The following is a 24,206-nucleotide window of genomic DNA, read 5'->3' as shown; positions in this document are numbered from 1 at the left end:
CCGTGAGTTTCTCGGCGTCAGGACACGGGCTCGGGGTTCAGGTCCTCTTCGAACCACATGCCGACGCGCGAGAGGGTTCCGCCGTCGGTGGAGCCGATCGTGGCGCCCGAGATGTAGGCGGAATCGTCGCTGACCAGGAACAGGGCCACTTTCGCGTTGTCGGACAGTGACGGCGGGCGCGATAGCTTGAGCGGGATCGGCGACACCGTCGGATTCCACGGGCCCGCGACCTCTTCGTAGGACTGCCCGACCACGGGGCTGCCCGGAGGCATCAGGAAGTTCGGCGACATGCCGTGCGTCGGGGCGATCGCGTTGACTCGAATCCCGAAGCGGCCCAAGTCAAGTGCCAGGCCACGCACCAGCCCGTTCACGCCGGCCTTGGTGGCCGAGTACATCGCGATGTTGTGGTAGGCGACCATCGACGCCGCCGAGGAGGTGGCCAAAATGGTGCCGCCTCCGTTGGCTTTCAGCGCTGGGACGGCGGCCTGCGCGGTGTACACCACGCCGGAGAGGTTCACCCCCAGTACGTGTTGCCAGTCGGCTTCGGTGAGGTCCTCGAAGGCGACGAACTCGCCGCCTGCAACCGTCGGCACGCCGCCACGGGACACGATCCCCGCGTTGGCCCAGGCGATGTCGAGTTTTCCGTAGTGGTCGACTGTTTGGTTGACCGCGTCGGTGATCTGGGCGCGGTCGGCCACGTCGGCGGTGATGGCGATGGCGTCGCCGCCGGCTTCCTGCACCAGCTTGAGGGTCTGCTCGGCGCGGTCGGTGTCGATGTCCACGATGGCCACCTTGGCCCCTTCGCGGGTGAAGAGCTCCGAGCAGTGCCGTCCGAGGCCGGATCCGGCGCCGGTGATCAACGCAACCTTGCCTTGCAGTCTCATGACCCTCCTTACAGGTGTCGACGACTCGCCCGCGGAGCCATCTGGAGTGCGGTCCAAGTGGCTCCGCGACGAGGTGGTAGCGCTTGGCCGCTCCGAGCTTGTGACCCGCACCACTAGCGCCCGAAACCTTACGGCAATAGGTATGTGGCGTCAACGACAGGCTCCGTAATGCTCCTTATTCTGTCGGATCGTTGCAGCTAGAGGTGTTTGCGCGGACGGGTCCGGCCCTTGCCGGTAAGTCGTGGCCCTAGCCCAAAATCGGTCCGCCGGACGCTTGTCCTCTTCGACGGCGAGAGGCGGCTCCACCCGTCTCCGATGAGGAGCCCGAAAATCGGCGGGGCGAGGTTCAATCCTCCTCGATGATCAGCGCCAACTCAGGGCACGAGTCGGCGCCGAGCCGCGTCAACTGCTCGTCTGCGGGTGCGACGGTGTGGTCCTCCATGATGCAGAAGCCTTCGTCGTCGATCGGAAAGATGTCCGGAGCGACCGCATGGCATTGTGCGTGTCCTGCGCACCTGGCGCGATCGAGACGGACCTTCATCCGTGTCCTCCTTCGTGGCCGCGTTCGACACGGCCCTGGTTCGGGGTTGGCGCGGGCCGGCTTCGCGCGCAGCGCAGAGCTCAGACTAAAACTATAAGCGTTAGTTGTAGGGCCGTCCAGGACGAGGTGGTGGCGGTGAAAGCTCGTCATTCTGCCCTCGCGCCGCCTGCCGCTCGTGGCGACCACCCATTGCGTGACGACCGCTGTAAACCTTGCTATTTTAGGTTAAGTGTCACCGTCGACGAGGATCCGAGGAACGCAATGGTGTCAGGCCCGGCAGCCGTGTCAGGAACGCTCGGTAAGGATTCTTCGGCGCCCGAGGTGATCACCGTCCGTTCGCCCGCCACCGGGGAGGTGGTTGGTTCGGTTCCGGACATGACCGAGGGTGCGATCGGCGAGATGTGTGCTGACCTGCGGCGTGCTCAGCCGGCTTGGGAGGCGCTGGGCCCGCGGAGGCGCAGTGCCCACGTGCTGCGATGGCTGGACTGGCTTCTCGACAACGAGCGGCGGCTACTGACGCTGGTGCAACGCGAGACCGGCAAATCGTGGGCCGATGCGTCCCTGGAGATGTCGGTCGCGGTCGACGTGATCAACTACTTCACGTCCAACGCGGAGACTTTTCTGCAGGATCGCAAGGTCAAGTCGGCGGGCCCGGCGAACGCGGTTCGGCGCCTGCGGGTTCAGGCCCGCCCGTACCAGCTGGTCGGGTTGATCACACCGTGGAACGGACCGCTGGCCGGCCCGATGATGGACGTGGTCGGTGCGCTGGTCGCCGGTGCCGCCGTGGTGTCCAAACCGTCTGAGGTGACGCCGCTGACGTGGCGCGAGGTGGTGCGGGGCTGGCGCGAAGAGATCGGGGCCCCACCGGTGCTGGCCGCGGCAACCGGCGGCGGCGCGGCCGGGCGGGCCGTGGTCGACGCGGTGGACATGGTCATGTTCACCGGTTCGGTGCGCACGGGTCGGGCCATCGCGGTGCGGTCCGCGGAACGCCTGATTCCGTGCAGTCTCGAACTCGGCGGCAAGGATGCCCTGATCGTGCTGGCGGACGCGGATCTCGACCGTGCGTCCGGAGCGGCGGTCTGGGGCGGAATGACGAACTCCGGGCAGGCCTGCGTGGGCGTCGAACGGGTTTACGTCGAAGCGCCGGTCTACGACGAGTTCGTGTCGTTGGTGACGGCCAAGGTCGCTGCCCTGCGTCAGGGGACGGACGCCCCCGGCAGCTATGCCTGCGACATCGGCGCGATGGTGACAGCCGCGCAGATCGACATCGTTGCCGACCACGTCGCTGACGCGGTGGCCAAGGGCGCTCGTGTCCTGGTGGGCGGTGAACGCGCCGAAGGGAACTGCTTCCAGCCGACAGTGCTTGTCGACGTCGACCACACCATGCGGTGCATGCGCGAGGAGACGTTCGGGCCCACCTTGGCGATCATGCGCGTCGCCGACGAGGACGAGGCGATCGCGCTGGCCAACGATTCCGAGTACGGGCTCAGTTCGAGCCTGTGGACGCGCAATCGGCGCAAGGCTGACCGACTCTCGCGCCGGATCGAGGCGGGATCGGTCTCGGTCAACAACGCGTTGGTGGCGACCTTTCAGCTGCCGGTTCCCATGGGGGGCTGGAAGAACTCCGGTCTCGGGACCCGATTCGGGGGAGCCCAGGGCGTCCTCAAGTACTGCCGCCGGCAAACGGTCGTGGAGGAGCGGTTCTCACTCAAGTCCGAACCTCTGTGGTATCCGGTGGTTCCGGCGAGATCGCGATTCATGGCTCGGGCGGTGCGGCTCCTGGGCGCGCATGACTGGCGTCGGCGCCTGGGTCTGCGTGGCCGGCGCTGAGCCGGGCGTGCCTGGCCGACCTCAGTGTCCGGCGCCGTCGCGGCCGCTGAATGGGAAAGCGCGACTTGGCTGTTTGGTGAATCTTTGGCCGTTAGGTTCCGTCCTCGGCGCCGATGTCGCACGGTCCGCGCAGGCTCGGCCCGTCGCGCGCCATGAGTACGGTTGCCGACCGTATACTGGCCGAATGTCCATTGGTGGAGGCCACGTCGGCACATGGGTGGGGTTCTGACATGGCCCGCCCGTCGAAGCCGTTGATCAGCAAGGCCGCAGCCGTGGAAGCGTCGATCGAGATCATCGACGCCGAGGGTCTCAATGCGTTCAGTCTCCCCAGGCTGGCTGCGCACATGGGGGTGCGCGCGCCGTCGCTCTACCACCACTTCGCGGACAAGAACGAGATCATGACGGCGATTGCCCGCCACATCGCGGGCAAGTCGGTGATCAGGCCCCGGCGCGCTCCGGGGCCGGACTGGCCCGAGTATTTCGTCAGCCTGGCCCTGAATTTCCGCCAGTCGGTATTGCGGCACCGCAACGCGGCCACTGTGTTGATCGAGCACCTGCCGAGGGAGACCCTGGTCGGCAGCTTCGAAGACGCCGCCCGATTCCTTCGTGACTCGGGTGTGCCCACGCACCTGCATGTGCAGATCCTCGACGGCATGGAGACGTTGTGCATCGGCGCGGTCCTCGCCGAGGCGGCTCGCAGACCCCGCAGCCGGCATGCGCTGTTCCCACCCGTCGATCCTGACGAATATCCCAACCTGGCAGCGGCTTTGGAGGAGAACGAGTTCTCGGTCAAGGAGCTGTTCGCCGCGCGGATCCGCAATTTCCTCTATGGCGTGATGCTCAGCGACGGAGAGCAGCCCGCTGTGGAAACTTCTGCCTGACGACGGCTTTCGTCTTACGCCGGCTGGGGGTGGCCGTACACCGCGACCACCACGCTGCGGTCCAGGCTGTTCTCCGACCACACTCCGATCTGGGTATGGGCACAGTTCGCCATGATCGCGTAGCTGACGGGGTTGTGGTACCACTGCTGCAGGATCTCGATGCCGTTGATGGCCAGTGCCGGGTTGATCGCCACGGTCTGGGCGACGATGCCGGTGTAGCCCGCGGCGCGGGCGCGGTCCTGGGCGGTCGATCCGTCGGAGCCGAGATCCCCGGCGAGGCTTCGGTTGTTGACGACGTCGCGCGCATGCCATTCGGCGGCAAGCTGGAGTTGGGGGTTCTTCTTGACGTCGTTGGTGCAGCCCGCCTGATGCTGCAACGTGTACACGTTCACCACCACGCTGTCGTTGAGCCGTTTGTTGTCGGCAGCAGCCGACGGTGACGTTCCCACGGCGACAAGGCTGAGGGCTGCGGCCACCGCGAGCGCGCGGCGCGACGATCGGGGCATGGTTCGGTTACCGCCCAACGGATCGCGTTCTCTGCGAGCTGCTTTGCGGGTCCGGCAGCCCGGTGGGGCGGTCTTCACCGGCGGTATGGAGTGGTCAGCAGGCTCTGCCACGTCGTCTCTGCGGCCACCGCCACGAGGTCAGCCTGTTGGTGGACGCGTCCGTCCGGGCCCAGGTATTTCCCGGTTGCGGGGTCGTAGTATGCGGTCGCGATGGGAGGCGGCATCGCCTCGGCGGAGGCCGTCGTGGCGGATGCCGGCACTGCCGGCGGCCGCTGCGGGATGTCCTGCCCCGACAGCGTCCCGTTCGGATCGCCCTTCCAGTTGAATCCCTCGTTGAGGGGCACATAGAGTTCGTCGCTCTTGCACATCTTCGCGGTGGGCGCGCGTTTCCCGGGTTTGGCCATGCAGGGCAGGTTGCGTGCACCGCGCACCGCCATCCAGGAATCCTGGGGGATCCGGCAGTACAGGTCGTCGGCGGGTCGGTCGGGGGTGTCCACCATCGACGGGATCCGTTGTTGTTGCGCGGGAAGATAGCCCGTGGTGCATGGGGGAGGGAGGTTGAGGTTCAGGTTGAACGACAGCACGAGGCCGGGGTGCTTGGTGTCCCGGTTGGCCACTGTGCCCCCGGCCATCACCTGCACACCCATCGGGATCAGCACCAAGAGCTGCTCGATCCCGGCGTTGTAGGTGACCGCGAGCCGTCCGATGCCCGCCAGGTTGGACATCAGGACGGGCAGACTGGGCTGCAGACGGTCGATCAGTTGTCGGGCTTCGTCGGCGACCTGTGCGCCGTCCTGAATGATCCCGGCTACGGCGGTGTCGTTGTCTTTCACCTGGCGGGTCAGGCCGGCGACGTTCGCCGCCCACGCGTGAATGTCATCTGCCGAATCGGCCTGGGAATCCAGTACCGGCCCCGACTTGTCGATCAGGTCGACGATCGGGCCGATGTGGGCGTCCGCGTCGATCGCCAGCCTCGTGGACCCGTCCACTAGGCGGGAGATGTCGGGACCCAGACCCCCGACGGCCGTGTAGCTTTCGTCGATGACCGTTTTCAGGTCCTCCCCCGGTATGGCCTGGAGACCGCGGTCAGTGGCGTCGAGCAGCTCGCCGATGTCGGGCGGGACGGACGTGTCCGCCAGGGCGATGACATCACCGTTCTTCAACGGCGGCGCATCGCCGTTACGGGGCAGCAGCGCCACGTACTGCTCGCCGATGGCCGATGTGCTGTGCACCTCCGCCTGGAGGTCGGACGGGATGCGGACGTCGGATCGCAGCGAGAGATCCGCCTCGACCCCGCCGGGCGTCAGCCGGATCGCCGTGACCCTGCCGACCTCGGTTCCGCGATAGGTCACGTTGGCGGTGTCGTAGAGCCCGCCGGCCCGGGTCAGCTGCATCGTCACCGTGTAGTGACCGATGCCGAGCATGGCGGGCACCTTGATGTATCCGAACAGCATCACGAAACCGGCGACCACGGCCACCGTGGCGAAGATCGACAGCTGGATCTTGATCCACTTCGTCAGGCGCATGTCAGCGGCCCTGATCCAGCCGGTAGGGCGCCACCAGGGGGTTGCCGGCGGTGTAGGGGCTGGGCAGCTGGCCGATCGTACGGCCCCATTGCATCTCCAACTCGGTGAGATCACCTTCCCACCGTGTTCCTGTGAAAAGGGTGTTGTCGATGCGGCTGAGAGTCAGGTCGAGGATGGCGGTGATGTTGGCGTAGTCGCCGCGAATCCACTTGTCCAGCGGTCCTTTCGGCCAGGGGAAGGTGCCGATGAAGTCCAGCGATCGGGTGAGGGCGGGGCCGGTGTCGGCCAAGGACTGCAGGACCGGTCCGACCTGCTCGAACTCTCTGACGAGGTTCTCCCTGCTCCTGCTGACGGTGTCGGTGGCCAGTGCACTGAACTTGCCCAGCGCGTCGGCCGCATCGACCAGGTGGTCACGTTGCTCGGCGAGCACTGCCAACGCATCAGGGATGGTGCGGATTGCCCTGTCCAGCACCGGCTTCTGGTCGGCGACCTGTCCGACCAGGCTGTTGAAGCTCTCGGTTGCCGCGATGATGTCGTCGGTCTGTGCATCGAGATGACCGGCGAACTGGTCGAGCTGCCCGATCAGACTTCTCAGATCGGCCTCGCGGTTGGCCAACGCGGTGGCGAATGCGACCGTGATGTCCTGCATCTCGCCGATGCCGCCGCCGTTGAGCACGAGCGACATCGCCGACAGGGTCTGATCGGTGCCCGGATAGGCGCCGGCGTGGGCGAGCGGGATGAGCGAGCCGTCGTGCAGCTTGCCCTGCGGCGGCACGTCGGTGGGCGGCGCGAGCTCGAGGTGCAGGGAACCCAGCAGGCTCGTCTGGCCGACCTTGGCGGTCGAGTTCGCCGGCAGGTCGACGTCCCCGTTCAGCGTCATCGTCACCAGGGCGTGCCAGTCCTGCCGCTCGATCTTGGTGATCGTTCCGACGTTGGCATCGCCGACGCGCACCCGCGAGTTCTGCTGGATGTAGCCGACATCCGGCAGCTGCGCCTGCACGACGAACGCGCCCGGGCCGCCGCCCTCGGTGCCCGGCATGGGCAGCGAATTCAACCCGCGCCACTCACACGCGGACGCGCTGCCGGCGGCGACCGCGAGCAGCGCGGCCGCCGCGACCCGATACAGGTGCCGGTGTTGCCCGCGCGTCACGATCCACCGCCGGGGATCATCATGCCGGGCAGGCCCTCCGCCGGGTCGGTCGATTGGGCAGCCGGCCCGGGATCCGGGAGTGCCGGCGCCGGAGTGGGCCGAAAATCCGGGCGCAGCCGGTCCTCGGAATAGGTCAGTTCGTTCGGCCGTGCCGCCTGGCCGACGACATAGTTGGCGCCAAGCGGCGGGAAGTTCCACTGGCGGTTCTTGATGATCGGCGCCAGATACTGCACGCACAGCTTGGCCGACTGTTCGCTGTTCAGCCGCGACGCGGCCTGAATACCGCCGCACAGGAACGAGATCGGGTTGGCGAAGTTCTGCATGGTCAACGCGCCGGTGATGCCCTGCTGCGTGGGCTGATAGATGTTGACGAAGTTCTGCAATGTGTTGGGGAACAGATGCAGGGCCTGCTCGACGTCGTCGATGCTCTCGTGCACGGCGGTGGTGACCGAGGCGAGCTGGTCGGTGGCGGTGCCCATCGCCTCCTTGTTCTCGGCGATGAAAGCAGTGGTGTCGTCGACGATTTCGTCGACGTCCGTGAGCGCGTTGCCGACGGCATCCGGGGTCGAGCTCATCGCTGCGGTGGCAGCGGCGAGATTGCCGTTGAGCTGACGGAGCAACGCCGAGCTGTCCTGAAGCGCGGAGACCACGACGGCGAGGTTCTTGATGGTGGAGAACATGTCGTCACTGCGATCGCCGAGCGCCGAGAAGGCCTGGGACATCATCAGGATCGTGTTGCGCATGTCGGCACCCTGCCCGCGCATGTTGTCCGCCGCGGTGTCGACGAAGGCCCCCAGCGTGCTGACACCACCGGGTTCGGTCGGCTGCAGCGCTTCGGTGAGTTTGGCCAACTGCTGCCGAAGGTCGTCCCATTCCATCGGGACCGCGGTGCGGTCCTGCGGAATGACATCGCCATCGGCCAGCGTCGGACCGCCCGTGTACGCAGGGGTGAGCTGGATGGCGCGCGCGGTCACCAGCTGAGGCGCGATGACCGCCGCCTTGGCGTCGGCGGGCACCTGGTACCTGTCGTCGACCCAGAAGGTGATCTTGACCCGCTCGGGCTGGGGTTCGATGTCGGCGATGCGCCCGACCCGGACGCCGAGGATGCGGATCTCGTCGTTCTCGAACAGGCCGTTGCTGTTGTCGAAATACCCCACCAGGTAGGTCCGGTTGAGGCCACCGATCAGACGCATCTGCACGGTGATCCCGGCAACCAGCAACACGGCGAAGCAGATGGCCATGGCAGCCCGCCACTTTCGTGACTTCATCGCTGTCCTCCGTCGGTGGGCTGCACCGCGGCCGGCGGACCCGGCGGTGGGCCGCCGGGAGGCGGCGCAGGCAACGGCTCGCGGTACGGGTAACAGCCCGGCCCGGGCAGGGCGCTCCCCGGCGGACCGCACTGTTGATCTCCGGGATTGCCGGTGATCGCTTCTGGCAGCGTCATTCTGGGTTCGCCACCCTGGCCGGTGCGTGGGAAGGGCACAGGCATCGGCGGGGTGGCCTCCTGACCGGTCTGGGGGTCGGTCCGTTCCGACGGCAGCAGGACGTTCGGGTCCAGGCCGAGGTCGGAGAACGCGGCGTCGATGAAGGGCTGGATGAACTGGCCGGGGAGCAGGTTGGCGATGTACGCCTTGAAGAACGGACCGGACGCCACCGATTCGCCGAGGGACATGGCGTACTGATTGAGGTACTTGATCGCCTCTTGGAGGCCGGCCTTGTGTTTGTCGACGATCGAGAGGATGACGTTGAGCTTGTCCAGTGTCGGTTTCAGCTGGGCCCGGTTGTCGTCGATGAAGCCCTTCATCTGATGCGCGAGTGCTGACAGGTTCGTCGAAATCTGTGCCAGCGCGTCGGTTTGAGTCCGAAGTTCTGCCAGCAGGGCATTGCTGTTGGCCACCAGGGTGGCGATGTCGCCGGCGCGATCGGACAGCACGGCGGTGGCGGTGTTCGCGTCGGTCAACAGGTTCCGCAGGGTGGCGTCGCGGGTGCTCAACGTCTCGGAGAAGCGACCCACGCCCTGTACGGCGGCGCGCAGCTGCGGTGGAGTGTCCTTGAACGTCTCGCCGAGGGTCGCCAGAGACCCCGACACGGCGTCGGTGTCGAGGCCGTCGATCGTGGCGGTCAGGTCACCGAGGGCGTCCGGCAGCTGGTAGGGCGCCTTGGTGCGGTCGACCGGAATCGCCGTGCTCAGGTAGCCGTCACCGCGCGGGGTGATCTCCAGGACCTTGGCGCCCAGCAGGCTCTTGGTGCGGATGTTCGCTTCGGTCTGCTCGCCGAGGCGGATGTCTTTGTCGACGTCGAACGTGATCAGGACGCGGGCACCGTCGAGGTCGACCGAGGACACCTCGCCCACCTGGTATCCGGCAACCTGTACGGCCGCACCTGACTGCAGCCCGCCTGCCTCGCTGAAATAGGCGGAGTAGCTGCGCGACCCGCCGAAGAAGGGCAGGTTGTCGTATTGCAGCGCGGCCGCGACGGTTCCGGCGACACACAGGATCCCGATCCCACCGATGAGCACATGATTTCGTTCGGAGAATGACCTCATCGCGGTTCGCACCGCCCCGTGTCCTGTCCCGCCAGCTTCACGTAGACCGGTTGTCCGCCTTTACCGTTGACCTTCAGGACCAGATCGCAGAGGTAGAAGGTGAAGAAGTCACCCATGATCCCGAGGCGGCTCAGCACCTTGTAGGACTGCGGGATCGTCTCCAGGTAGTCGTCGACCCATTCATGGTCGGCAGCGATGATGGAGGCGACGCGATCTCCCTGAGTGACGGTGTGTTTGAGTGGTTCCCTGGCCTGGCCGAGCATGTCGGCGATGGTCGCTGCGGCAGCATTGGTGTGGGCGACGGTGTTGGCGATGTCGGTACGCCGCGCGGCCAGCCCGCCGATCAGCTGCGACAACGAGTCGACTGCCTTGGCGAACTGTGTGTGTTCGTCTCCGAAGGTGCTCATGACGGCGTTGAGGTTGTCGATCACCTCGCCGATCAGTTCGTCACGGTCGGCCAGGGTGCCCGTGACGACCGCGGCCTGGCTGAGAAACGAGTTGATCGTTGCACCTTCGCCCTGGAAGGCGCCGATCAATTGACTGGAAAGGGTGTTGACCTGTTGCGGATCTAGGGCCCGGAACAGTGGCCGAAATCCGCCGAGGAGAGTGTCGAGGTCGAGCGCCGGCTCGGTGTGGGACACCGCGATGGTGCTGCCCGGGTCGAGTCGCCGTTGCCCGCCGCCGGAGCCTTCGGTGAGGGCCATATAGCGGTCCCCGATAGGGTTTTCCCAGCGCACTGCTGCCCTGCTTGCGGAGGTCAACTCCACTGTCGGGTCCACGCTGAACTCGACCAGGGCGATCGACTGGTCGGTCACCGAGATGCTGGTGACTTTGCCGACCTCCACGCCGGCGATGCGGACGAAGTCGCCGTCGGCCAGTCCGCTGACGTCGCTGAACTCGGCCCGAAAGGTCTGTGTGCTGGAGAAGCGGTACTGCGAGAAGACCGCCAGCAGTGCGAACGTGCCTACCAGACAGACGATGACGAAGAGCGTGAAGCTGATCGTGGCGCGACGGAGATTGTCATGCACGGTCGGACCTCCTCGGCTTCCTGCTCATGGCGCTGCGGGTGCCGGCGGTGACGGCGGTGACGGCGCGGGCGGTGGTGGTTCGGGCAGGCCGGGGTAGAGCGGTGTGCCGTCGGCGGTGTACCAGGGGGCGCCGTACGGAGGGCCGCCCGGGTACGCGGGAGGGGGTCCGGGCGCGGGGCCGGGCATGCATCTGCCGACGTGCGGGGGCTCTGGTAGCGCCCGTGTGACGGGAAAGTAGTCGGCGGCGCAGATCTGACCGATGCCGGGGTTGGGGCGCCAGTCCAGCCCTGTCCCGAACCCCGTATCGGTGATCAGTTGTCGGACAGGGAAGTTCTTGGCGACGTCGGGCAGCGATCCACAGCCCGGCTTGCCGCCGGGCCCACCTTTGGCGGCCACCACGGGCAGGTTCTTCGGGTACTCGTACAGATCGTCGCCGAACGCTATGCCTGCGTCGAGGTACACCGTGCGACCGTTGCCGCCGAACCATTCGTTGCCGGCTTTGTCGAGAAAGATCTGGGCGCCCTGGATTGTGCAGGTGTACTCGGGGTTGTATTTGAGCAGCAGTGCTGTCGTCGGCTCGAGCACGTTGACGGCCTCGACGAGGGTGTCGCGATTTCCGGCCAGAAGGTTGATGCCGCTGTTGGCGAATCCGGTGACGTTGAGCAACAGGGCGTCGAGGCTCTGCGCGTTCCCCGTGATGGTGGTGCTGGTTGTGCTGGCTGCGTCCAGGGCGGCCATGATGTCTTCGGCGGCAGGGCTGTACGCGTCACTGAAATCCTGAACGGACCGCCAGTCCGCCGCAACGGTGTCCATTCTCGGGTTCACCGCCTGCAGAACGTGCTCGGCGCCGGTGATCGCCTGGCCGATCCGCTCGCCCTTGCCGCGTACGCCCTCGGCGACAGCCGACAGCACCGCCTTGAGCTTGGGCACCTCGATCTGATCGAGAATGCTGACGAGGCTGTCGAACACCGTGTTGACTTCGGTGCCGACGTTACGCGAGGCCAGCACCGCGTCCGGGGCCAGACTCGTGCCGCTCGGGTCCTGCGGGTAGACGAAGTCGACGTACTTGGCCCCGAATGCGGTGGTGGCTTTGATCTCTGGTTCGACATTGGCCGGGATCATGCCGACCTTATCGGGGTAGAGCTCGAGTTTGAGGCTGACGTGCTCGTTGCCTCCGGCGACACCGGCGACGCGGCCCACCTCGACGCCGCGCATCTTCACCTTGGCGCCGGACTCCATGACCAGGCCGGTGCGATCAGACGTCACAGTGACCGGCAGGTAGTTGTGGAACGTTCCGGTGAACGACGCCGTACACACCGCCACGAAGACGGCGATCGCCGTGAACAGTCCCGCGGTCCACCACAGCGGATGGATCCGATCGATTCGGTGCCCCGTACGCATGCGTTATCCCGACAGATTGAAGTTGCCGGACTGGCCGTAGATCGCCAGCGAGACGAACAACACGACGAAGACGGCCGCGATCATGGATGTCCGGACCGCTCGGCCCACCGCTTCGCCGACACCTGCCGGACCGCCGGATGCGTTGAACCCGTAGTAGGTGTGGACGAGCATGATGACAATCGCCATCAGGACCGCCTGAAAGAACGACCAGATGATGTCGGTCGGATTCAGGAAGGTGTTGAAGTAATGGTCGTAGACACCGCTGGACTGTCCGTAGATCACGGTTGTCCCGAACCGCGCCGCCAGGAAGGCCGTGATCATCGCGACGCAGTACAGCGGCATCACGACGATCACGCCCGCGATGACGCGGTTGGACGCCAGGTATGCCACCGACCGCACGCCCATCACCTCCAGAGCGTCGATCTCCTCGTTGATCCGCATCGCCCCGAGTTGCGCGGTTGCGCCGGCACCGATGGTCGCGGCGAGGGCGATCCCAGCGATGACGGGGGCGATGAGCCGCACGTTGAAGAACGCGGACGCGAAGCCGGTCAAGGCTTCGACGCCGACGTTGGCGAACTGGTTGTAGCCCTGAACCGCGACGAGCGCACCGGTCGACAGTGTCAGGAATCCGACGATCACCACCGTTCCCCCGATGATCGCCAATGCCCCTGTGCCCAGACTCATCTGGGCGATCAGACGTACGGTTTCGCCCTTGTAGTGGACCAGCGCATCGCGGATTCCCGCGACTGTGGTGAAGTAGAACTGGGACTGAGTGCCGATCCGCGTGAGACCTTCGACGTGCCTGCTGTAGGCGCGATGCAACCGAGGGTGCATGCCGGCCGGGACGCTGGTGCTCACAGGGTTGCCTTCACTCCCACCGCAGTGGCGATGATGTTGATGGCGAACAGCGCCATGAAGGTGTACACGACGGTCTCGTTCACGGCATTACCGACGCCGGCGGGGCCTCCGCGCACGGAAACGCCCTTGTAGCAGGCGATCAGCCCGGCCGCGAGCCCGAACAGGCTCGACTTGATCAACGAGATCACCACGTCGGGTGCCTTGGTGATGACGGTGAGCCCGCCGACGAAAGAGCCCGGTGTCACGTGCTGGATGAAGACTGCAAAGACGAAACTGCCCACGAGGCCGACGAGGATGACCACCGACGACAACAGAGTGGCGACGACTGTCGCGGCGAGCACCCGGGGAACGACCAGCGCTTGTATCGGGTCGACGCCCATCACTTTCAAGGCGTCCAGTTCCTCTCGGATGGTGCGTGCGCCGAGGTCTGCGCACATGGCGGTGGCGCCGGCTCCCGAGACCACGAGAACCGTGACCACAGGGCCGATCTGGGTGACGGTCCCGTATGCCGCGCCGGTCCCCGAATAGTCGGCGGCACCGAACTCCACCAGCAGGATGTTGAAGGTGAAGACCATCAGCACCGTGAACGGGATGGCCAGCATCAGAGTCGGCATCATCGACACACGCGCCACGAACCAGGCCTGCAGCAGAAACTCTCGCCATGCGAAAGGGCGGCGCGGAATGAGCACGAGCACATCCAGCGCCATGGCGAAGAATCCGCCGAGCGCGCGCAGTGGCTTCGCCGTCGGGGTGGCCGAGAATCGCGTCAGACCCTCGTCAAACCTGCTGCGGGACAAGGCCGATACCGAGCTGTTGGGCGATTCGGGGCCCGCGGTCTGACTCATTCCGGACATCCCCGACCCCGGGTGCTCGCCGGCTTGCGGCCGACGGTGTCACGACGCGAGGGATGAGGGACAGCAGTCGGTCGCGGAGTTCTGGACGGATATGAGGCAGACCGATGTTTGCTCTGTCGGTGGCGGCCTGCGCCCTGCCCGTTTCTGGGCGCGAACAGGCCGACCCGCGGCGACGCGTCGCGTGGTCCCACTCCGAGCATGGGATGCGCCTCCATCTTTCAAGCTTGTGGTCGTATCTCGGTCATCGGCGTGCGGTCTGGAACGGCCGAGTGCTGTGCCTCCGTGCGCGGGTATCGGTGCACTGTGACCCAGGCCACCGGGCTGCGCAAACCTTACCGCTATAGATATTGATGGTCAATCGGCTGTCCGGTTTGTGTGTTCTTCGGATGCGTATATGCAGGTGGAACATACTGATTCAGGAGGTGGCGCGGCGCGGTCGCCGGGATGGCTATGGCGTCAGAAGGGGAATCGAGCCGACCGGATCGGCAGAGCTCGCGTTCGAACGGTGTGGTGTGAGACCGGGCCGGTCTCCGTGTCGGGGGATCCGGTTGTCCGCATCGGTGGTCGAGTCGGGCGCGCGGCGAGCGCGCTGTCGCCAAGGGTCGTGCGCATCGGGGGTCGGCCAAGCGGTGGGTGGCCGAGCGACTGGCCGACGAGGGGCGGCGCCGTTGCTGGGCCACGGCCGTGGTTGCTGGTGCCGCTCCCGATCGGGTCTTGGCAGCAGCTGCGGCGCCAGGGTAGATTGCCAGGGAGTAAACCGTGCGACGTTAGGTTTACTGACCGGTGCTGCCGGCGGCGATGTCTGCCGTCTCCGACACAGTTCGTCACGTAGGTGGGACACGATGAGAACATCGCAACGGCGACTCCGGATCCGGCGACGGGTGGGCGCTGCAATCGGGGCCGGAGCTCTGGGCTTTGTGATCGCCTCGCCGCCTGCGTCACTCGCCGAGCCGGTGGAGAATCCTTGTCAGTTGGCGGTGACGTTCCTCTGCCACTTCGTGCCGATTGCCCCCGAGTGGGAGGGTGACATCGACCTGACGCAGAATATGCCGGCGGCCGACCCTTCCGTACCGCTGCCCGAGGAACGGACGCCGGCCGACTACTGCATCAACGGGTGCATCTGACGGTCGACAGGCAGGCGATAGCGGGGTCGTCCCGACAGGGGAGGGCCCGTCGGCGCGGCGATATCCAACCGGACCGGTCAGGGTGGCGCGGGAGCTGATCGACGATCGGCTTTCAGCGCTGTGCGCGGCGGGCCAGCCGGGCCGGATCGCGGATGATGGTCGACTTGCCGCGCTGTTCGATCCAGCCGCGCTGCACGAAATCGGCCAGCGCCTTGTTGATCGTCTCGCGGGACGAGCCGGCCAGCTGGGCGAGCTCCTCCTGCGTGAGCCCGTGATCCACCCGCAGGGAACCGTCCTGCTGGACCCCGAACCGGCGTGCGAGGTCGAGCAGCTGCTTGGCCACTCGACCCGGTACGTCGGTGAAGATCAGGTCGGACAACGTGTCATTGGTGCGTCGCAGCCGTCGGGCCAGCACGCGCAGCAGTTGATCGGCGATCTCGGGGCGTTCGGCGATCCAGAACCGCAGTGCGTCACGATCCATCGTGACGGCCTGCACCGCCGTCAGGGTGGTGACGGTGGACGTTCGCGGCCCCGGGTCGAAGATGGCCAGCTCGCCGAACATGTCGGCCGGCCCCATCAGCGTCAGCAGGCTCTCGCGGCCGTCGGGCGCGGCGCAGCCGACCTTCACCTTTCCGGAGGTGATGATGTAGAGCCGGTCGCCCAGTTCGCCTTCCGCGAAGACCCGGTGACCGCGGGGGAAAGACACCTGCTGCAGTTGGCTGCACAGCGCCGCCACGGCGTCTGCATCCACACCCTGGAAGATGGCGGCCCGCGCCAGTACTTCGTCCACGCTGCCCTTTCCCGATTCGCGCGCTTGACCCGCGCGCCGCCCCGAGGCAGGCATTACACATCAAGAGCATGCGTAACGTAGCAGGTGCGGGGCACATCTCGCGAGCGTGCGTGCCGGTTTGCGTTACGGCGCCGGGAACCGCCAAGCCGGTGCGCTGCTCAAGCTGGTTCCCGAATGTGCCGATGCCTCAGCGCTCTTCGCTAACCGTGGGCGATGCCCAGGCTCTGACACAGGGACAGGAACGCCGCTGCGAACGGGTTCGCCGAGGTGTTCTCGCGCAGTGCGGGCCAGTCGAGCTGCTCGCGCACCGCGCGCACCAACGGCAGCAGGGCGGTGAAATCGCAGTGGTGTTCGTTGAGCGCGCGCAGCTTCTGCGTGAGGACCTCGGTGGGAGTCAGGACGGGGATGGCCAGCGCGAGCACATCCTGGACTTCGGCACGCTCGATCAGTGCGGCGTCGACCGGCACGCGGTTGATCCGGTGCAGCACGTCGACGAGCGCGGGCCCGTCGACTCCGAGCGCGGCCTTGAACAGCCACTCCTCGGGCGGACGGCGGATATCGAAACCTGCCTTGGACAGCGTCATCGCCGCCGCCTCGACATCCTCCTCGGCGACCACGAAGTCGACGTCGTGGCTGGGTTCGGGGCCGCCGTGCACCCAGAGCGCGTAGCTTCCGGCCAGCGCGAACGGCGGGCCGTCGGCCTTGAGTGCCGACGCGGCCCGGCGCAGCGCCTCGCGCAGATCATCGTGGGACATTTCGCACCGCCGTTGGTTTTCGTCGCAGGATGGGTAGGCGGGTACCCATGAAGTTGGTGACCTTCAACATCCTGCACGGGCGCACCCCGGGTGACGGCGTGGATTTGGACCGGTTCGCCGAGTGTGTGGCCCGGCTGGACGCCGATATCCTGGCGCTGCAGGAAGTGGACTCGATCCAGGCGCGGTCCGGGCTGGCGGATCTGACCGCCCTGGCGGCGGATGCGATGGGGGCGCGAAGTCACCGCTTCGTCGCGGCTATCGCCGGCACTCCGGGGGCCACCTGGATGGCCGCTACCGGTGAGGAGCAGCCGGGAACCGCGGCCTACGGGGTCGCGCTGTTGTCGCGCTATCCCGCATTGAACTGGCAGGTCCTCCGATTACCGCGAATCCCTTTCCGTTTTCCCATGTACCTGAGCGCTCCGCGCCGGGTGCAGATCATCGACGAGGAGCCGCGGGCGGCCGTGATCGGCCAGTTCGACACCCCGCTGGGAAATCTCACCGTGGTCAACACCCATCTGTCGTTCGTCCCGGGGTGGAACCGTGTCCAGTTGCACCGGCTGTTGCGCGACGTCCGGGGGCTGCCCTGGCCGCGGATCGTCACCGGCGATCTCAACATGTCGGCTGCGGCCGCGCGGCGGTGGTCGGGGCTGCGGCAGTTGGCGTCAGCACCGACGTTTCCCGCCGACAGGCCCGTATCGCAACTCGACCACGTACTGACCGATGACCCCGCACTCACCCCCACCGCGTGCCGGACACCACGGATGCCGATCTCCGATCACCGGCCCGTGGTGGTGGATCTGCAGCACCGCCCCGAGGGCCGTCACCTCGGCGCCCCGGGCGAAGAATCTCTGTGGAGGAGCGAAAACCGTTGACTCCGAAGATCTCTCATCGAAATCAGCTGAGGAATCGCCGGCTGTAGGGCGTGAACCGGTCTCGTAGTTCTTCGGGGTCCAGGCCGAACATCTCCGCCGACGTGTATACCCGGCCGTGCCTGCCGCGGCGATGGCCGTCCAGGTACCGGCCGATGGCCGACCGGGATTCCTCGGTGAGCGGTTCGCCCGCGACGCGGTACACACGTTCGGCGGTACCGATCTCGTCGGCCATGAAATCGTCGAAGGGGATGTCGGCGGAGCGCTCGGCGGGAATGACGTCGCGATCGCGCACGCACGCGTTGAGCAGGTGTTCCAGTCGGTCCACCCATGCGCGGGCAACTGTCGGAACGTCCACCTTGTCACGGTGCATCCGCTCGGAGTAGGTGACCATCGCGATCATCGACAGCGCCACGGGAACCGGATCGCGGTGGGTGAACACGACCACGACGCCGGGCATCACTTTGTCGAGGACCCGCAGCTGCCCGAGGTGCTGCGGTGACTTGAGAATCCATCGCCTGCCGCCGCGCAGGAACTGGAGTGCCTTGAGCTGGGTGACCAGATACCGGTACGAGGACGTCTGATCCGTGCTCCAGAAATAGTCGGTCCAGCGGGGCACGTGGGCGAGGGTGTCCATCAACATCGTGGAGAAGTCGTTGGCCAGCAGCTGGATCTCTTCGTGCACATGGTCGGTGGTCATCTCGTGCATGAGCGCGAAGTGGGGCATCAGCAGATCCATGGTCTGCACGGCCACGTCCATCCGCCCCACCCGCGGATCGGGTTCGATACCCGCCTCGGCCGGCAGCGGGAACGGTTCGACGCTCTCCCAGTAGGGCAGGCTGCGGAAGGTGGGCGCCGAGGCCAGCATGTTGTGCAGGTGGGTGGTGCCCGATCGGGGCAGGCCCGCGATCACCACCGGTGCGACGAGTTCGATGTCCTCGATCTCGGGATGCCGGGCGAGGAGATCGGTCAGCAGGAGGCGGTTCTTCAGCCATTGTGAGAGCTGGGCGTGGAAGTTCACGAGTCCAGGACCGTGCATGTCGATCTCGCGGAGCTCGGCCACGTAACGATCGAGCCGCTCGCGGTAGTCCTGCGGGCCGAAATCGTCCAGTCCGGTCGCCTCCCGCGCCCGCGCGTGCAGGATGTCGGTGTCCAGCGGGCAATCCGGTGCCAGGGTCGCCATCATCTCGCGAAGCTGTTGCGCCGCAGGGCTGTACCGGGGTTCTGCGAGGTCGTCGAGATGGATGAAACCGTCTGTGGTGTCCGTCACGCCGGTTATGTTACTCTCAGTATCGTAATGACGACAGATGTGGGACGTCCCAGAAATCGGGCCATCGACGACGCGGTGCTGCGGGCGACGGTCGAGTTGATCAGTGAATCGTCGTACGCCGAGCTGTCGCTCGATGCGATCGCGGCGCGCGCGGGCACCAGCAAGCCGGCGATCTATCGGCGCTGGCGTGGAAAAGCCCACCTCGTGCACGAAGCGGTGTTCCCCGTCGACGCCACGATCGAGATTCCCCGCACCGGGTCCCTGCACGGGGATGTGCGCGAAATGCTCCGGCGTACGCTCGCCGTGCTCAGCACCCCGGCCGCCCGCGCTGCCCTGCCCGGACTGGTCGGTGAGATGGCCTCAGATCCGACGCTGCATGCAGCGCTGCTGGAACGCTTCGCCGACGTGTTGGTGCGCGACCTCAACAACTATCTGGAGTCCGCGGTGCAGCGGGGCGAGGTTCGTCGTGGTGTCACCGCGGTGGAACTCGCCGAAGCGGTGACCGGAATGACGTTGTTGGCCTTGATCACCCGCGGTGCGAACGTCGACGACGCGTGGATCGAGCGGACCGCGCACCTGATCACGAAGGGAATCAGTTCATGACCACCGAATCTCATGAGGCCACCGCTGCGTGGCGGGAACTGCTCGACACCCTGCGGGGTTTGGATGAGTCGTTCATGACCGGCCCGAGGGCCGTCACCGATGACCGCCACATCGCCGACGGGTACCGGATGATCGCGACCACCCTGGGGGTCGCACTGGACACCTACCTGTTCGCCGATCGCAGCCGCCCGCGATGGCTGGAGGTGAACTCGCCGTTCCGGCCGGATCGGCGTTGGGGCGGGGACAACACCGACGCCATCTACTACATGTGTCCGGTCGACCCCGCCCGCAGGTACCGGATCAGCGGCAATCGCGGTGACAGTGTGTATTTTTCGGTGACGGCCTACAACGAGCCCAGTCCCGGCGCGTGGTCGGACCGGATCGTGGCGATCCTGCGCGACGACGACCTCGACTTCGACGAGGACGGCAACTTCAGTTTCGACTTCGGCCCCGAACCCGATGCGGCGGTGCTGATGACGCGCGACTACCAGGCCGATCCGTCGGTGGGGCGGCCGGTGACGTGGACGATCGAGGCGCTCGAGCCCCCCGACCCGTTCCGCCACGGGGAGGCGGAGACTGCGGCGGCGCTGCGGGCCGGCGCGGCGTGGCTGCGCACCATGTTCGCCATCCTGCCGCTGGCGGTGGGGGTCAAGAACGCCGATGCGCACCGCCTCGGACACGAAACAGCCATGGCGGCAAATGAATTCGCGGAGCCCTACCAGGTTCCGGACGCCAACTTCGGCTGGTCGGCGCGTGACGCCTGCTATGCGTACGGCAGTTTCGACCTCGCCGAGGGCGAGGCGCTCGTCATCACGCACCGACCTCCGAGCTGCCGGTTCTGGAACCTCGTGGTGTGGAACCAGTTCATGGCCGTTCCGGGTGTGTCCGACGCCCGTAGCTCGGTCAACGGGTTCACCGCAGTACCCAACAGCGACGGCTCGATCACGGTCGTGGTGTCGCGGGGGATGACGAGCCACCCGAACTCCCTGACCACGCTGGACTACCCGCGCGGGAACCTGGCGTTCCGCTGGTTCCTGGCCGACCAGGTACCTGCCCGGCCCGAGGTGATGCTGGTCGACGTCGCCGAGGCGCCGACGACCGTGAGCTGAGATCGCTACAGAGGACTTTGGTCCCTGCGCACGGTGACGGCCGACCACTGACCCGCGCGCCCGCCTCGGCGTTACTGTCGTATTGTCCGGCGGTAGCGTGCCGCCGATCTCATCGAGGAGGCGCCCAGATGTCCACCCAACCCGCACCCGTCGGCATCGTTGTCGCAGTGGACGGTTCGGACGCATCCCGTGTCGCGGTCGACTGGGCCGCCCGCGATGCCGCCATGCGCCGCATCCCGCTGACGTTGGCCCACGTGCTGCCCAGCGCTGCGACGCAGTCGTGGATTCAGGTTCCGCTTCCCGCCGCCTTCTTCGAGGACGAGAAGCTGGAAGCCGAACGGATTCTCACCGATGCGCGTGCCCTGGTGACTGCGGCCACCGAGGGTGGTGAAGCGCTGACCGTGGACGAGGTGGTGCTTTCCGGTCAACCCGTCGCCGCACTGGTCGATCTGGCCAAGGACGCCGAGATGCTCGTCATGGGCAGTCGGGGTCTGGGTAAGTGGGAACGTCGTCTGCTCGGCTCGGTCAGTTCCGGGGTGGTACACCACGCGCACTGCCCGGTGGCGGTGATCCACGACGAGGACCCGCTGATCCCGCATCCCGCGCAGGCGCCGGTGGTGGTGGGGGTGGACGGCTCGCCGGCCTCCGAGCATGCCACCGCCATCGCGTTCGACGAGGCGTCGTTCCGCGGCGTCGATCTGGTCGCGGTGCACACCTGGAGTGACGCCGGATACGAGCTGCCCGGTGCCGGTTGGGCCGAGATACAGCCGGAGGAGGACATGCTGCTCGCCGAGCGGTTGGCGGGCTGGCAGGAGCGCTACCCCGACGTCACCGTGCATCGGGTGGTGTGTCGTGACCAACCGGCCCGCCGACTGCTGGAGGAGGCGGCCAAGGGTCAGCTCCTCGTGGTCGGTAGCCACGGCCGCGGCGGGTTCGGCGGAATGCTGCTCGGCTCGGTGGGCTCCCAGGTCGTGCAGTCGGCCCGCGGGCCGGTGATCGTGGCCAGGAGGTGACGACCGCAGGCCGCTGACGGCCGGGCGGTCGCTGTCCGACCGGCCGACTCAGCGATTGGTCAGCCGGGCATACCGGGTGACGTGGTGGTCGGTGGACCCGAACTCGAACTGCAGGGCGGTCAGCCGCTTGAAGTAATGGCCGATCGCCAGTTCTTCGGTCATGCCCATACCGCCGTGCAGTTGCACCGCCTGTTGGCCGACGAACTGTGCGGCGCGCCCGACCGTCGCCTTGGCGGCCGAGACCGCCCTGGCTCGGGTGACGTCGTCGCTGTCGAGCTTGAGGACCGCCAACAGCACCGCCGCCGCGGACTGTTCGACTTCCATGTACATGTCGACCATCCGGTGCTGCAACACCTGGAAGCTTCCGATGGATTGGCCGAACTGCTGGCGTTGCTTGCAGTATTCGACGGTGTCGGCCAGCACCTTGCGCATGCCGCCGACCGCCTCGGCGCAGATCGCCGCGGCGCCCTCGTCGCGAGCCAGAGCGATCGACGGCCACGCACCGCCTTCGGCGCCCAACAGCGCCGTCGTCGGTAGCCGCAGACCGTCGAGCGCGATGTCGGAGGCCCGTCGATCGTCGACCGTGCGATAGTGGTGCAGCATGATATCCGTTGCGGCCGAACCGAGTTCGACAAGGAACAGCGAGATGCCGTCCGCGTCGGCTCGCTCGCCCGACGTGCGCGCGGTGACCAGCACGTGACTGGCCAGCGGGGTGCTCGCCGAAACGATCTTCTGTCCCCTCAGGACCCAGCTGTCACCGTCGCGGGTGGCGCTGGTGGTGACATCCTGCCAGAACTCGCCGGAGGTGGGTTCGGTGGCGGCCAGCGACACAATCGCGGTGCCGGCGACGATCTCCTCCAGCAGCGCGGTGGCGGTGTCACCCCCAGCGCGCAGCAGTAGCCCGGCGGCCACGACGGCGGTGTCGACGTAAGGTTCGACCACGAGCGCGTGTCCCAGCGCTTCGGCGATCAGCATCATCTCCACCGGTCCGCCGCCGATGCCGCCGTTCTCCTCGGGCAGCGCGGCGCCGAGGATACCGAGTTCTTCGGCGAAGGCACGCCAGATCTCGGGCTGCCAGCCGAGGCCGGTCTTGGCCGCCGCGCGGCTCTTCTCCAGGTCGTAGCGGGTGGCCAGAAACCTGGTGAGCCCGCTGCGCAACAATTCCTGTTCGTCGTTGAGTTTGAAGTCCATCTACAGCCCCAATGCAGCCTTGGCGAGGATATTGCGCTGAATTTCGTTGCTCCCGGCATAGATCGAGCCGGCGCGGTCATTGAAGTACCGCAGTGGTGCGACGGCCTGCCAGGGTTCGCCGCTGACGTAATCATCGGCGGGCGGCTCGAACTCGGCGATGGGTCCGCCGGGACACGTCGCATGCGGTTGATACACCCGTCCGCGGGGGCCGGCGGCCTCCATGGCCAGTTCGGTGATGGCTTGGCTGAGCTCGGTGCTGAGCACCTTGAGCATCGACGACTTCGCTCCGGGGTTACCGCCTTCGGCCACCACGGCCAGTACCTGGTACTCGAGGATTTCCAGGACCTCGGTGCGGATCCGGACGTCGGCGAGCTTGCGCGCGAAGGCGGGATCGTCGAGAAGCCGTCCGCCGGAGGGGCCGGGTTGTCCGGCGGCCGCGGTGGTGATCTCCTCGACCATCACCTGGAGGACCGGGGCGGAGGCGCCACCGCCGCGTTCGAACTCCAGCAGGTACTTGGCCACGGTCCAGCCGTCGTCGATCTCACCGATGACGTTGGCCTTCGGCACGCGCACGTCGTCGAAGAAGACCTGGTTCTGCACCTCTTCGCCGGAGGTCATCACCAGCGGTCGGATCTCGATGCCCGGTGTCGACATGTCGATCAGGACGAACGTGATGCCCCGCTGCTTCTTCTCCGAGCGGGTGGTGCGCACCAGTGCGAACATCCAGTTGGCTTCCCGGGCGTGCGTAGTCCAGATCTTGCTGCCGGTGCAGACCAGGTGATCCCCGTCGTCACGGGCCGCCATCGACAGCGCGGCGAGATCGGAGCCGGCCTCCGGCTCCGAGTAGCCCTGGCAGAAGAAGACCTCGCCGGTGAGGATGCGCGGCAAGAAGTAGTTCTTTTGCTCGTCGGAGCCGAACCTGATGATCGCGTGGGCGACCATCCTGATTCCCATCGGCGACAGTGACGGCGCGCCCGCCAGGGTGGACTCCCGGCTGAAGATGTAGTGCTGGGTCAGGCTCCAGTCGCAGCCGCCGTGGGCCACCGGCCACGCCGGTGCCGCCCAGCCGCGCTCGTGCAGGATCTGCTGCCACGCCATGCTCGCATCGTGGTCGGCGTACACGCTGGTCATCAGGCGTCCGGCGCGGCGCAGTTCAGGGGTCAAGCTCTCGTCGAGAAAGGCCCGCACCTCGTCGCGGAACGCCAGGTCGGTGGCCGACCACTCCAGGTCCATCGCTGTCTCCTCCCACAGAACGCCAGAAACACAGTAAACCTAGTTAGTTAAGTGGGGGTCACACCGGGGGTGCATTGTGTCCTCGGACGCTCTGTCCCCGGTTGTCGAGTCGGCCCCTGACCGTCGGGCAGCGGGCGTACCGGGGCCCGAACGGCACTTCGGTGATAGTTTTTGTCGGTTGCCACAGTCGTGATGGCAAATCCCCTCAGACCCCGTCACGGCTGTGGTGACCCGCGGACACAATT

General features: G+C 66.6%; 23 protein-coding genes. 7 read left to right on the top strand and 16 right to left on the bottom strand.

All coding sequences use genetic code 11. The features are described from left to right. Window positions 1-17 precede the first annotated feature (17 nt). Window positions 18-884, bottom strand: a complete 867-nt coding sequence (locus BN976_RS21865; protein WP_036373829.1) for an SDR family NAD(P)-dependent oxidoreductase — start codon at window positions 882-884, stop codon at window positions 18-20. A 346-nt stretch (window positions 885-1,230) separates the two neighbouring features. After that, on the bottom strand, window positions 1,231-1,425 hold the full coding sequence (locus tag BN976_RS21860) for a ferredoxin (RefSeq protein WP_036373827.1): 195 nt from the start codon (window positions 1,423-1,425) through the stop codon (window positions 1,231-1,233). Between the two features lie 261 nt (window positions 1,426-1,686). Between BN976_RS21860 and BN976_RS21855 the strand changes: the two genes are divergently transcribed. Continuing rightward, window positions 1,687-3,255, top strand: coding sequence for an aldehyde dehydrogenase family protein (locus BN976_RS21855; protein WP_036373824.1), 1,569 nt, complete (start codon window positions 1,687-1,689; stop codon window positions 3,253-3,255). Window positions 3,256-3,485: 230 nt separating this feature from the next. Next, window positions 3,486-4,136, top strand: coding sequence for a TetR family transcriptional regulator (locus BN976_RS21850; protein WP_036373820.1), 651 nt, complete (start codon window positions 3,486-3,488; stop codon window positions 4,134-4,136). 14 nt (window positions 4,137-4,150) lie between these two features. Here the strand turns inward: BN976_RS21850 and BN976_RS21845 are convergent, their stop codons facing one another. The 9 genes from BN976_RS21845 to BN976_RS21805 form a co-directional block, all read right to left on the bottom strand. Next, on the bottom strand, window positions 4,151-4,642 hold the full coding sequence (locus BN976_RS21845; protein WP_036373818.1) for a CAP domain-containing protein: 492 nt from the start codon (window positions 4,640-4,642) through the stop codon (window positions 4,151-4,153). A gap of 74 nt (window positions 4,643-4,716) precedes the next feature. Further along, entirely contained in the window at window positions 4,717-6,168 is a 1,452-nt protein-coding gene (locus BN976_RS21840) for an MCE family protein (protein ID WP_036373815.1), read from the bottom strand. 1 nt (window position 6,169) lies between these two features. After that, on the bottom strand, window positions 6,170-7,318 hold the full coding sequence (locus BN976_RS21835; RefSeq protein WP_051558535.1) for an MCE family protein: 1,149 nt from the start codon (window positions 7,316-7,318) through the stop codon (window positions 6,170-6,172). Next, a complete protein-coding gene (locus BN976_RS21830) occupies window positions 7,315-8,586 on the bottom strand; it encodes an MCE family protein (protein WP_036373812.1) in 1,272 nt (423 codons plus the stop codon). The genes BN976_RS21835 and BN976_RS21830 overlap by 4 nt, the downstream gene beginning before the upstream one ends. Next, window positions 8,583-9,863, bottom strand: coding sequence for an MCE family protein (locus BN976_RS21825; RefSeq protein WP_036374268.1), 1,281 nt, complete (start codon window positions 9,861-9,863; stop codon window positions 8,583-8,585). Before BN976_RS21825 ends, BN976_RS21830 begins: the two co-directional genes overlap by 4 nt. Further along, a complete protein-coding gene (locus tag BN976_RS21820; RefSeq protein WP_051558534.1) occupies window positions 9,860-10,891 on the bottom strand; it encodes an MCE family protein in 1,032 nt (343 codons plus the stop codon). Before BN976_RS21820 ends, BN976_RS21825 begins: the two co-directional genes overlap by 4 nt. A 24-nt stretch (window positions 10,892-10,915) precedes the next feature. After that, a complete protein-coding gene (locus BN976_RS21815) occupies window positions 10,916-12,292 on the bottom strand; it encodes an MCE family protein (RefSeq protein ID WP_036373810.1) in 1,377 nt (458 codons plus the stop codon). 3 nt (window positions 12,293-12,295) lie between these two features. Beyond that, window positions 12,296-13,126, bottom strand: a complete 831-nt coding sequence (locus tag BN976_RS21810; RefSeq protein WP_199558995.1) for an ABC transporter permease — start codon at window positions 13,124-13,126, stop codon at window positions 12,296-12,298. 20 nt (window positions 13,127-13,146) lie between these two features. Continuing rightward, a complete protein-coding gene (locus BN976_RS21805; RefSeq protein ID WP_036374263.1) occupies window positions 13,147-13,857 on the bottom strand; it encodes an MlaE family ABC transporter permease in 711 nt (236 codons plus the stop codon). A 989-nt stretch (window positions 13,858-14,846) separates the two neighbouring features. Here BN976_RS21805 and BN976_RS21800 point away from each other — a divergent pair. Next, complete coding sequence (locus BN976_RS21800) at window positions 14,847-15,128, top strand: fibronectin-binding protein (RefSeq protein ID WP_235622101.1); 282 nt, start codon at window positions 14,847-14,849, stop codon at window positions 15,126-15,128. Between the two features lie 112 nt (window positions 15,129-15,240). On the opposite strand, the gene BN976_RS21795 is transcribed toward BN976_RS21800, so the two are convergent. Continuing rightward, window positions 15,241-15,918: a Crp/Fnr family transcriptional regulator gene (locus tag BN976_RS21795; RefSeq protein ID WP_036373800.1), complete on the bottom strand. Its 678-nt coding sequence runs from the start codon at window positions 15,916-15,918 to the stop codon at window positions 15,241-15,243. A 200-nt stretch (window positions 15,919-16,118) separates the two neighbouring features. Next, window positions 16,119-16,673, bottom strand: a complete 555-nt coding sequence (locus BN976_RS21790) for a hypothetical protein (RefSeq protein WP_036373797.1) — start codon at window positions 16,671-16,673, stop codon at window positions 16,119-16,121. Between the two features lie 47 nt (window positions 16,674-16,720). Between BN976_RS21790 and BN976_RS21785 the strand changes: the two genes are divergently transcribed. Then, on the top strand, window positions 16,721-17,545 hold the full coding sequence (locus BN976_RS21785; RefSeq protein ID WP_051558532.1) for an endonuclease/exonuclease/phosphatase family protein: 825 nt from the start codon (window positions 16,721-16,723) through the stop codon (window positions 17,543-17,545). 22 nt (window positions 17,546-17,567) lie between these two features. Here BN976_RS21785 and BN976_RS21780 read toward each other — a convergent pair whose 3' ends face one another. After that, the gene (locus BN976_RS21780) at window positions 17,568-18,812 is read right to left on the bottom strand and encodes a sulfotransferase family protein (RefSeq protein ID WP_036373794.1); all 1,245 of its coding nucleotides are present in this window, start codon (window positions 18,810-18,812) and stop codon (window positions 17,568-17,570) included. Window positions 18,813-18,839: 27 nt separating this feature from the next. On the opposite strand from BN976_RS21780, the gene BN976_RS21775 reads away from it, so the two are divergent. From BN976_RS21775 to BN976_RS21765, 3 genes are all read left to right on the top strand, one after another. Continuing rightward, window positions 18,840-19,415 (top strand): TetR/AcrR family transcriptional regulator, encoded by a 576-nt coding sequence (locus tag BN976_RS21775; protein WP_036373791.1) that lies wholly within the window; start codon window positions 18,840-18,842, stop codon window positions 19,413-19,415. After that, window positions 19,412-20,524, top strand: a complete 1,113-nt coding sequence (locus BN976_RS21770) for a DUF1214 domain-containing protein (protein ID WP_036373788.1) — start codon at window positions 19,412-19,414, stop codon at window positions 20,522-20,524. The genes BN976_RS21775 and BN976_RS21770 overlap by 4 nt, the downstream gene beginning before the upstream one ends. Before the next feature lie 128 nt (window positions 20,525-20,652). Further along, on the top strand, window positions 20,653-21,537 hold the full coding sequence (locus BN976_RS21765) for a universal stress protein (RefSeq protein ID WP_036373786.1): 885 nt from the start codon (window positions 20,653-20,655) through the stop codon (window positions 21,535-21,537). 48 nt (window positions 21,538-21,585) lie between these two features. Here BN976_RS21765 and BN976_RS21760 read toward each other — a convergent pair whose 3' ends face one another. Then, window positions 21,586-22,728, bottom strand: coding sequence for an acyl-CoA dehydrogenase family protein (locus BN976_RS21760; protein ID WP_036373783.1), 1,143 nt, complete (start codon window positions 22,726-22,728; stop codon window positions 21,586-21,588). Next, a complete protein-coding gene (locus tag BN976_RS21755; RefSeq protein WP_036373781.1) occupies window positions 22,729-23,961 on the bottom strand; it encodes an acyl-CoA dehydrogenase family protein in 1,233 nt (410 codons plus the stop codon). It lies immediately after the preceding gene. Between the last annotated feature and the right edge of the window lie 245 nt (window positions 23,962-24,206).

The organism is Mycolicibacterium austroafricanum, from assembly GCF_000612725.1.
GTDB lineage: Bacteria > Actinomycetota > Actinomycetes > Mycobacteriales > Mycobacteriaceae > Mycobacterium > Mycobacterium austroafricanum.
The sequence above is the reverse complement of the archived record's forward strand: the minus strand, read 5'-3'. Positions and strand labels throughout refer to the sequence as shown.

Bases quoted from the DNA above. Each gene is read 5' to 3' on its own strand.
- BN976_RS21860 (WP_036373827.1), bottom strand. From the start codon at position 1,425: ATGAAGGTCCGTCTCGATCGCGCCAGGTGCGCAGGACACGCACAATGC.
- BN976_RS21810 (WP_199558995.1), bottom strand. From the start codon at position 13,126: ATGCACCCTCGGTTGCATCGCGCCTACAGCAGGCACGTCGAAGGTCTC.
- BN976_RS21865 (WP_036373829.1), bottom strand. From the start codon at position 884: ATGAGACTGCAAGGCAAGGTTGCGTTGATCACCGGCGCCGGATCCGGC.
- BN976_RS21775 (WP_036373791.1), top strand. From the start codon at position 18,840: ATGACGACAGATGTGGGACGTCCCAGAAATCGGGCCATCGACGACGCG.
- BN976_RS21800 (WP_235622101.1), top strand. From the start codon at position 14,847: ATGAGAACATCGCAACGGCGACTCCGGATCCGGCGACGGGTGGGCGCT.
- BN976_RS21770 (WP_036373788.1), top strand. From the start codon at position 19,412: ATGACCACCGAATCTCATGAGGCCACCGCTGCGTGGCGGGAACTGCTC.
- BN976_RS21760 (WP_036373783.1), bottom strand. From the start codon at position 22,728: ATGGACTTCAAACTCAACGACGAACAGGAATTGTTGCGCAGCGGGCTC.
- BN976_RS21855 (WP_036373824.1), top strand. From the start codon at position 1,687: ATGGTGTCAGGCCCGGCAGCCGTGTCAGGAACGCTCGGTAAGGATTCT.
- BN976_RS21785 (WP_051558532.1), top strand. From the start codon at position 16,721: ATGAAGTTGGTGACCTTCAACATCCTGCACGGGCGCACCCCGGGTGAC.
- BN976_RS21830 (WP_036373812.1), bottom strand. From the start codon at position 8,586: ATGAAGTCACGAAAGTGGCGGGCTGCCATGGCCATCTGCTTCGCCGTG.
- BN976_RS21840 (WP_036373815.1), bottom strand. From the start codon at position 6,168: ATGCGCCTGACGAAGTGGATCAAGATCCAGCTGTCGATCTTCGCCACG.
- BN976_RS21845 (WP_036373818.1), bottom strand. From the start codon at position 4,642: ATGCCCCGATCGTCGCGCCGCGCGCTCGCGGTGGCCGCAGCCCTCAGC.
- BN976_RS21755 (WP_036373781.1), bottom strand. From the start codon at position 23,961: ATGGACCTGGAGTGGTCGGCCACCGACCTGGCGTTCCGCGACGAGGTG.
- BN976_RS21765 (WP_036373786.1), top strand. From the start codon at position 20,653: ATGTCCACCCAACCCGCACCCGTCGGCATCGTTGTCGCAGTGGACGGT.
- BN976_RS21815 (WP_036373810.1), bottom strand. From the start codon at position 12,292: ATGCGTACGGGGCACCGAATCGATCGGATCCATCCGCTGTGGTGGACC.
- BN976_RS21850 (WP_036373820.1), top strand. From the start codon at position 3,486: ATGGCCCGCCCGTCGAAGCCGTTGATCAGCAAGGCCGCAGCCGTGGAA.
- BN976_RS21825 (WP_036374268.1), bottom strand. From the start codon at position 9,863: ATGAGGTCATTCTCCGAACGAAATCATGTGCTCATCGGTGGGATCGGG.
- BN976_RS21805 (WP_036374263.1), bottom strand. From the start codon at position 13,857: ATGGCGCTGGATGTGCTCGTGCTCATTCCGCGCCGCCCTTTCGCATGG.
- BN976_RS21790 (WP_036373797.1), bottom strand. From the start codon at position 16,673: ATGTCCCACGATGATCTGCGCGAGGCGCTGCGCCGGGCCGCGTCGGCA.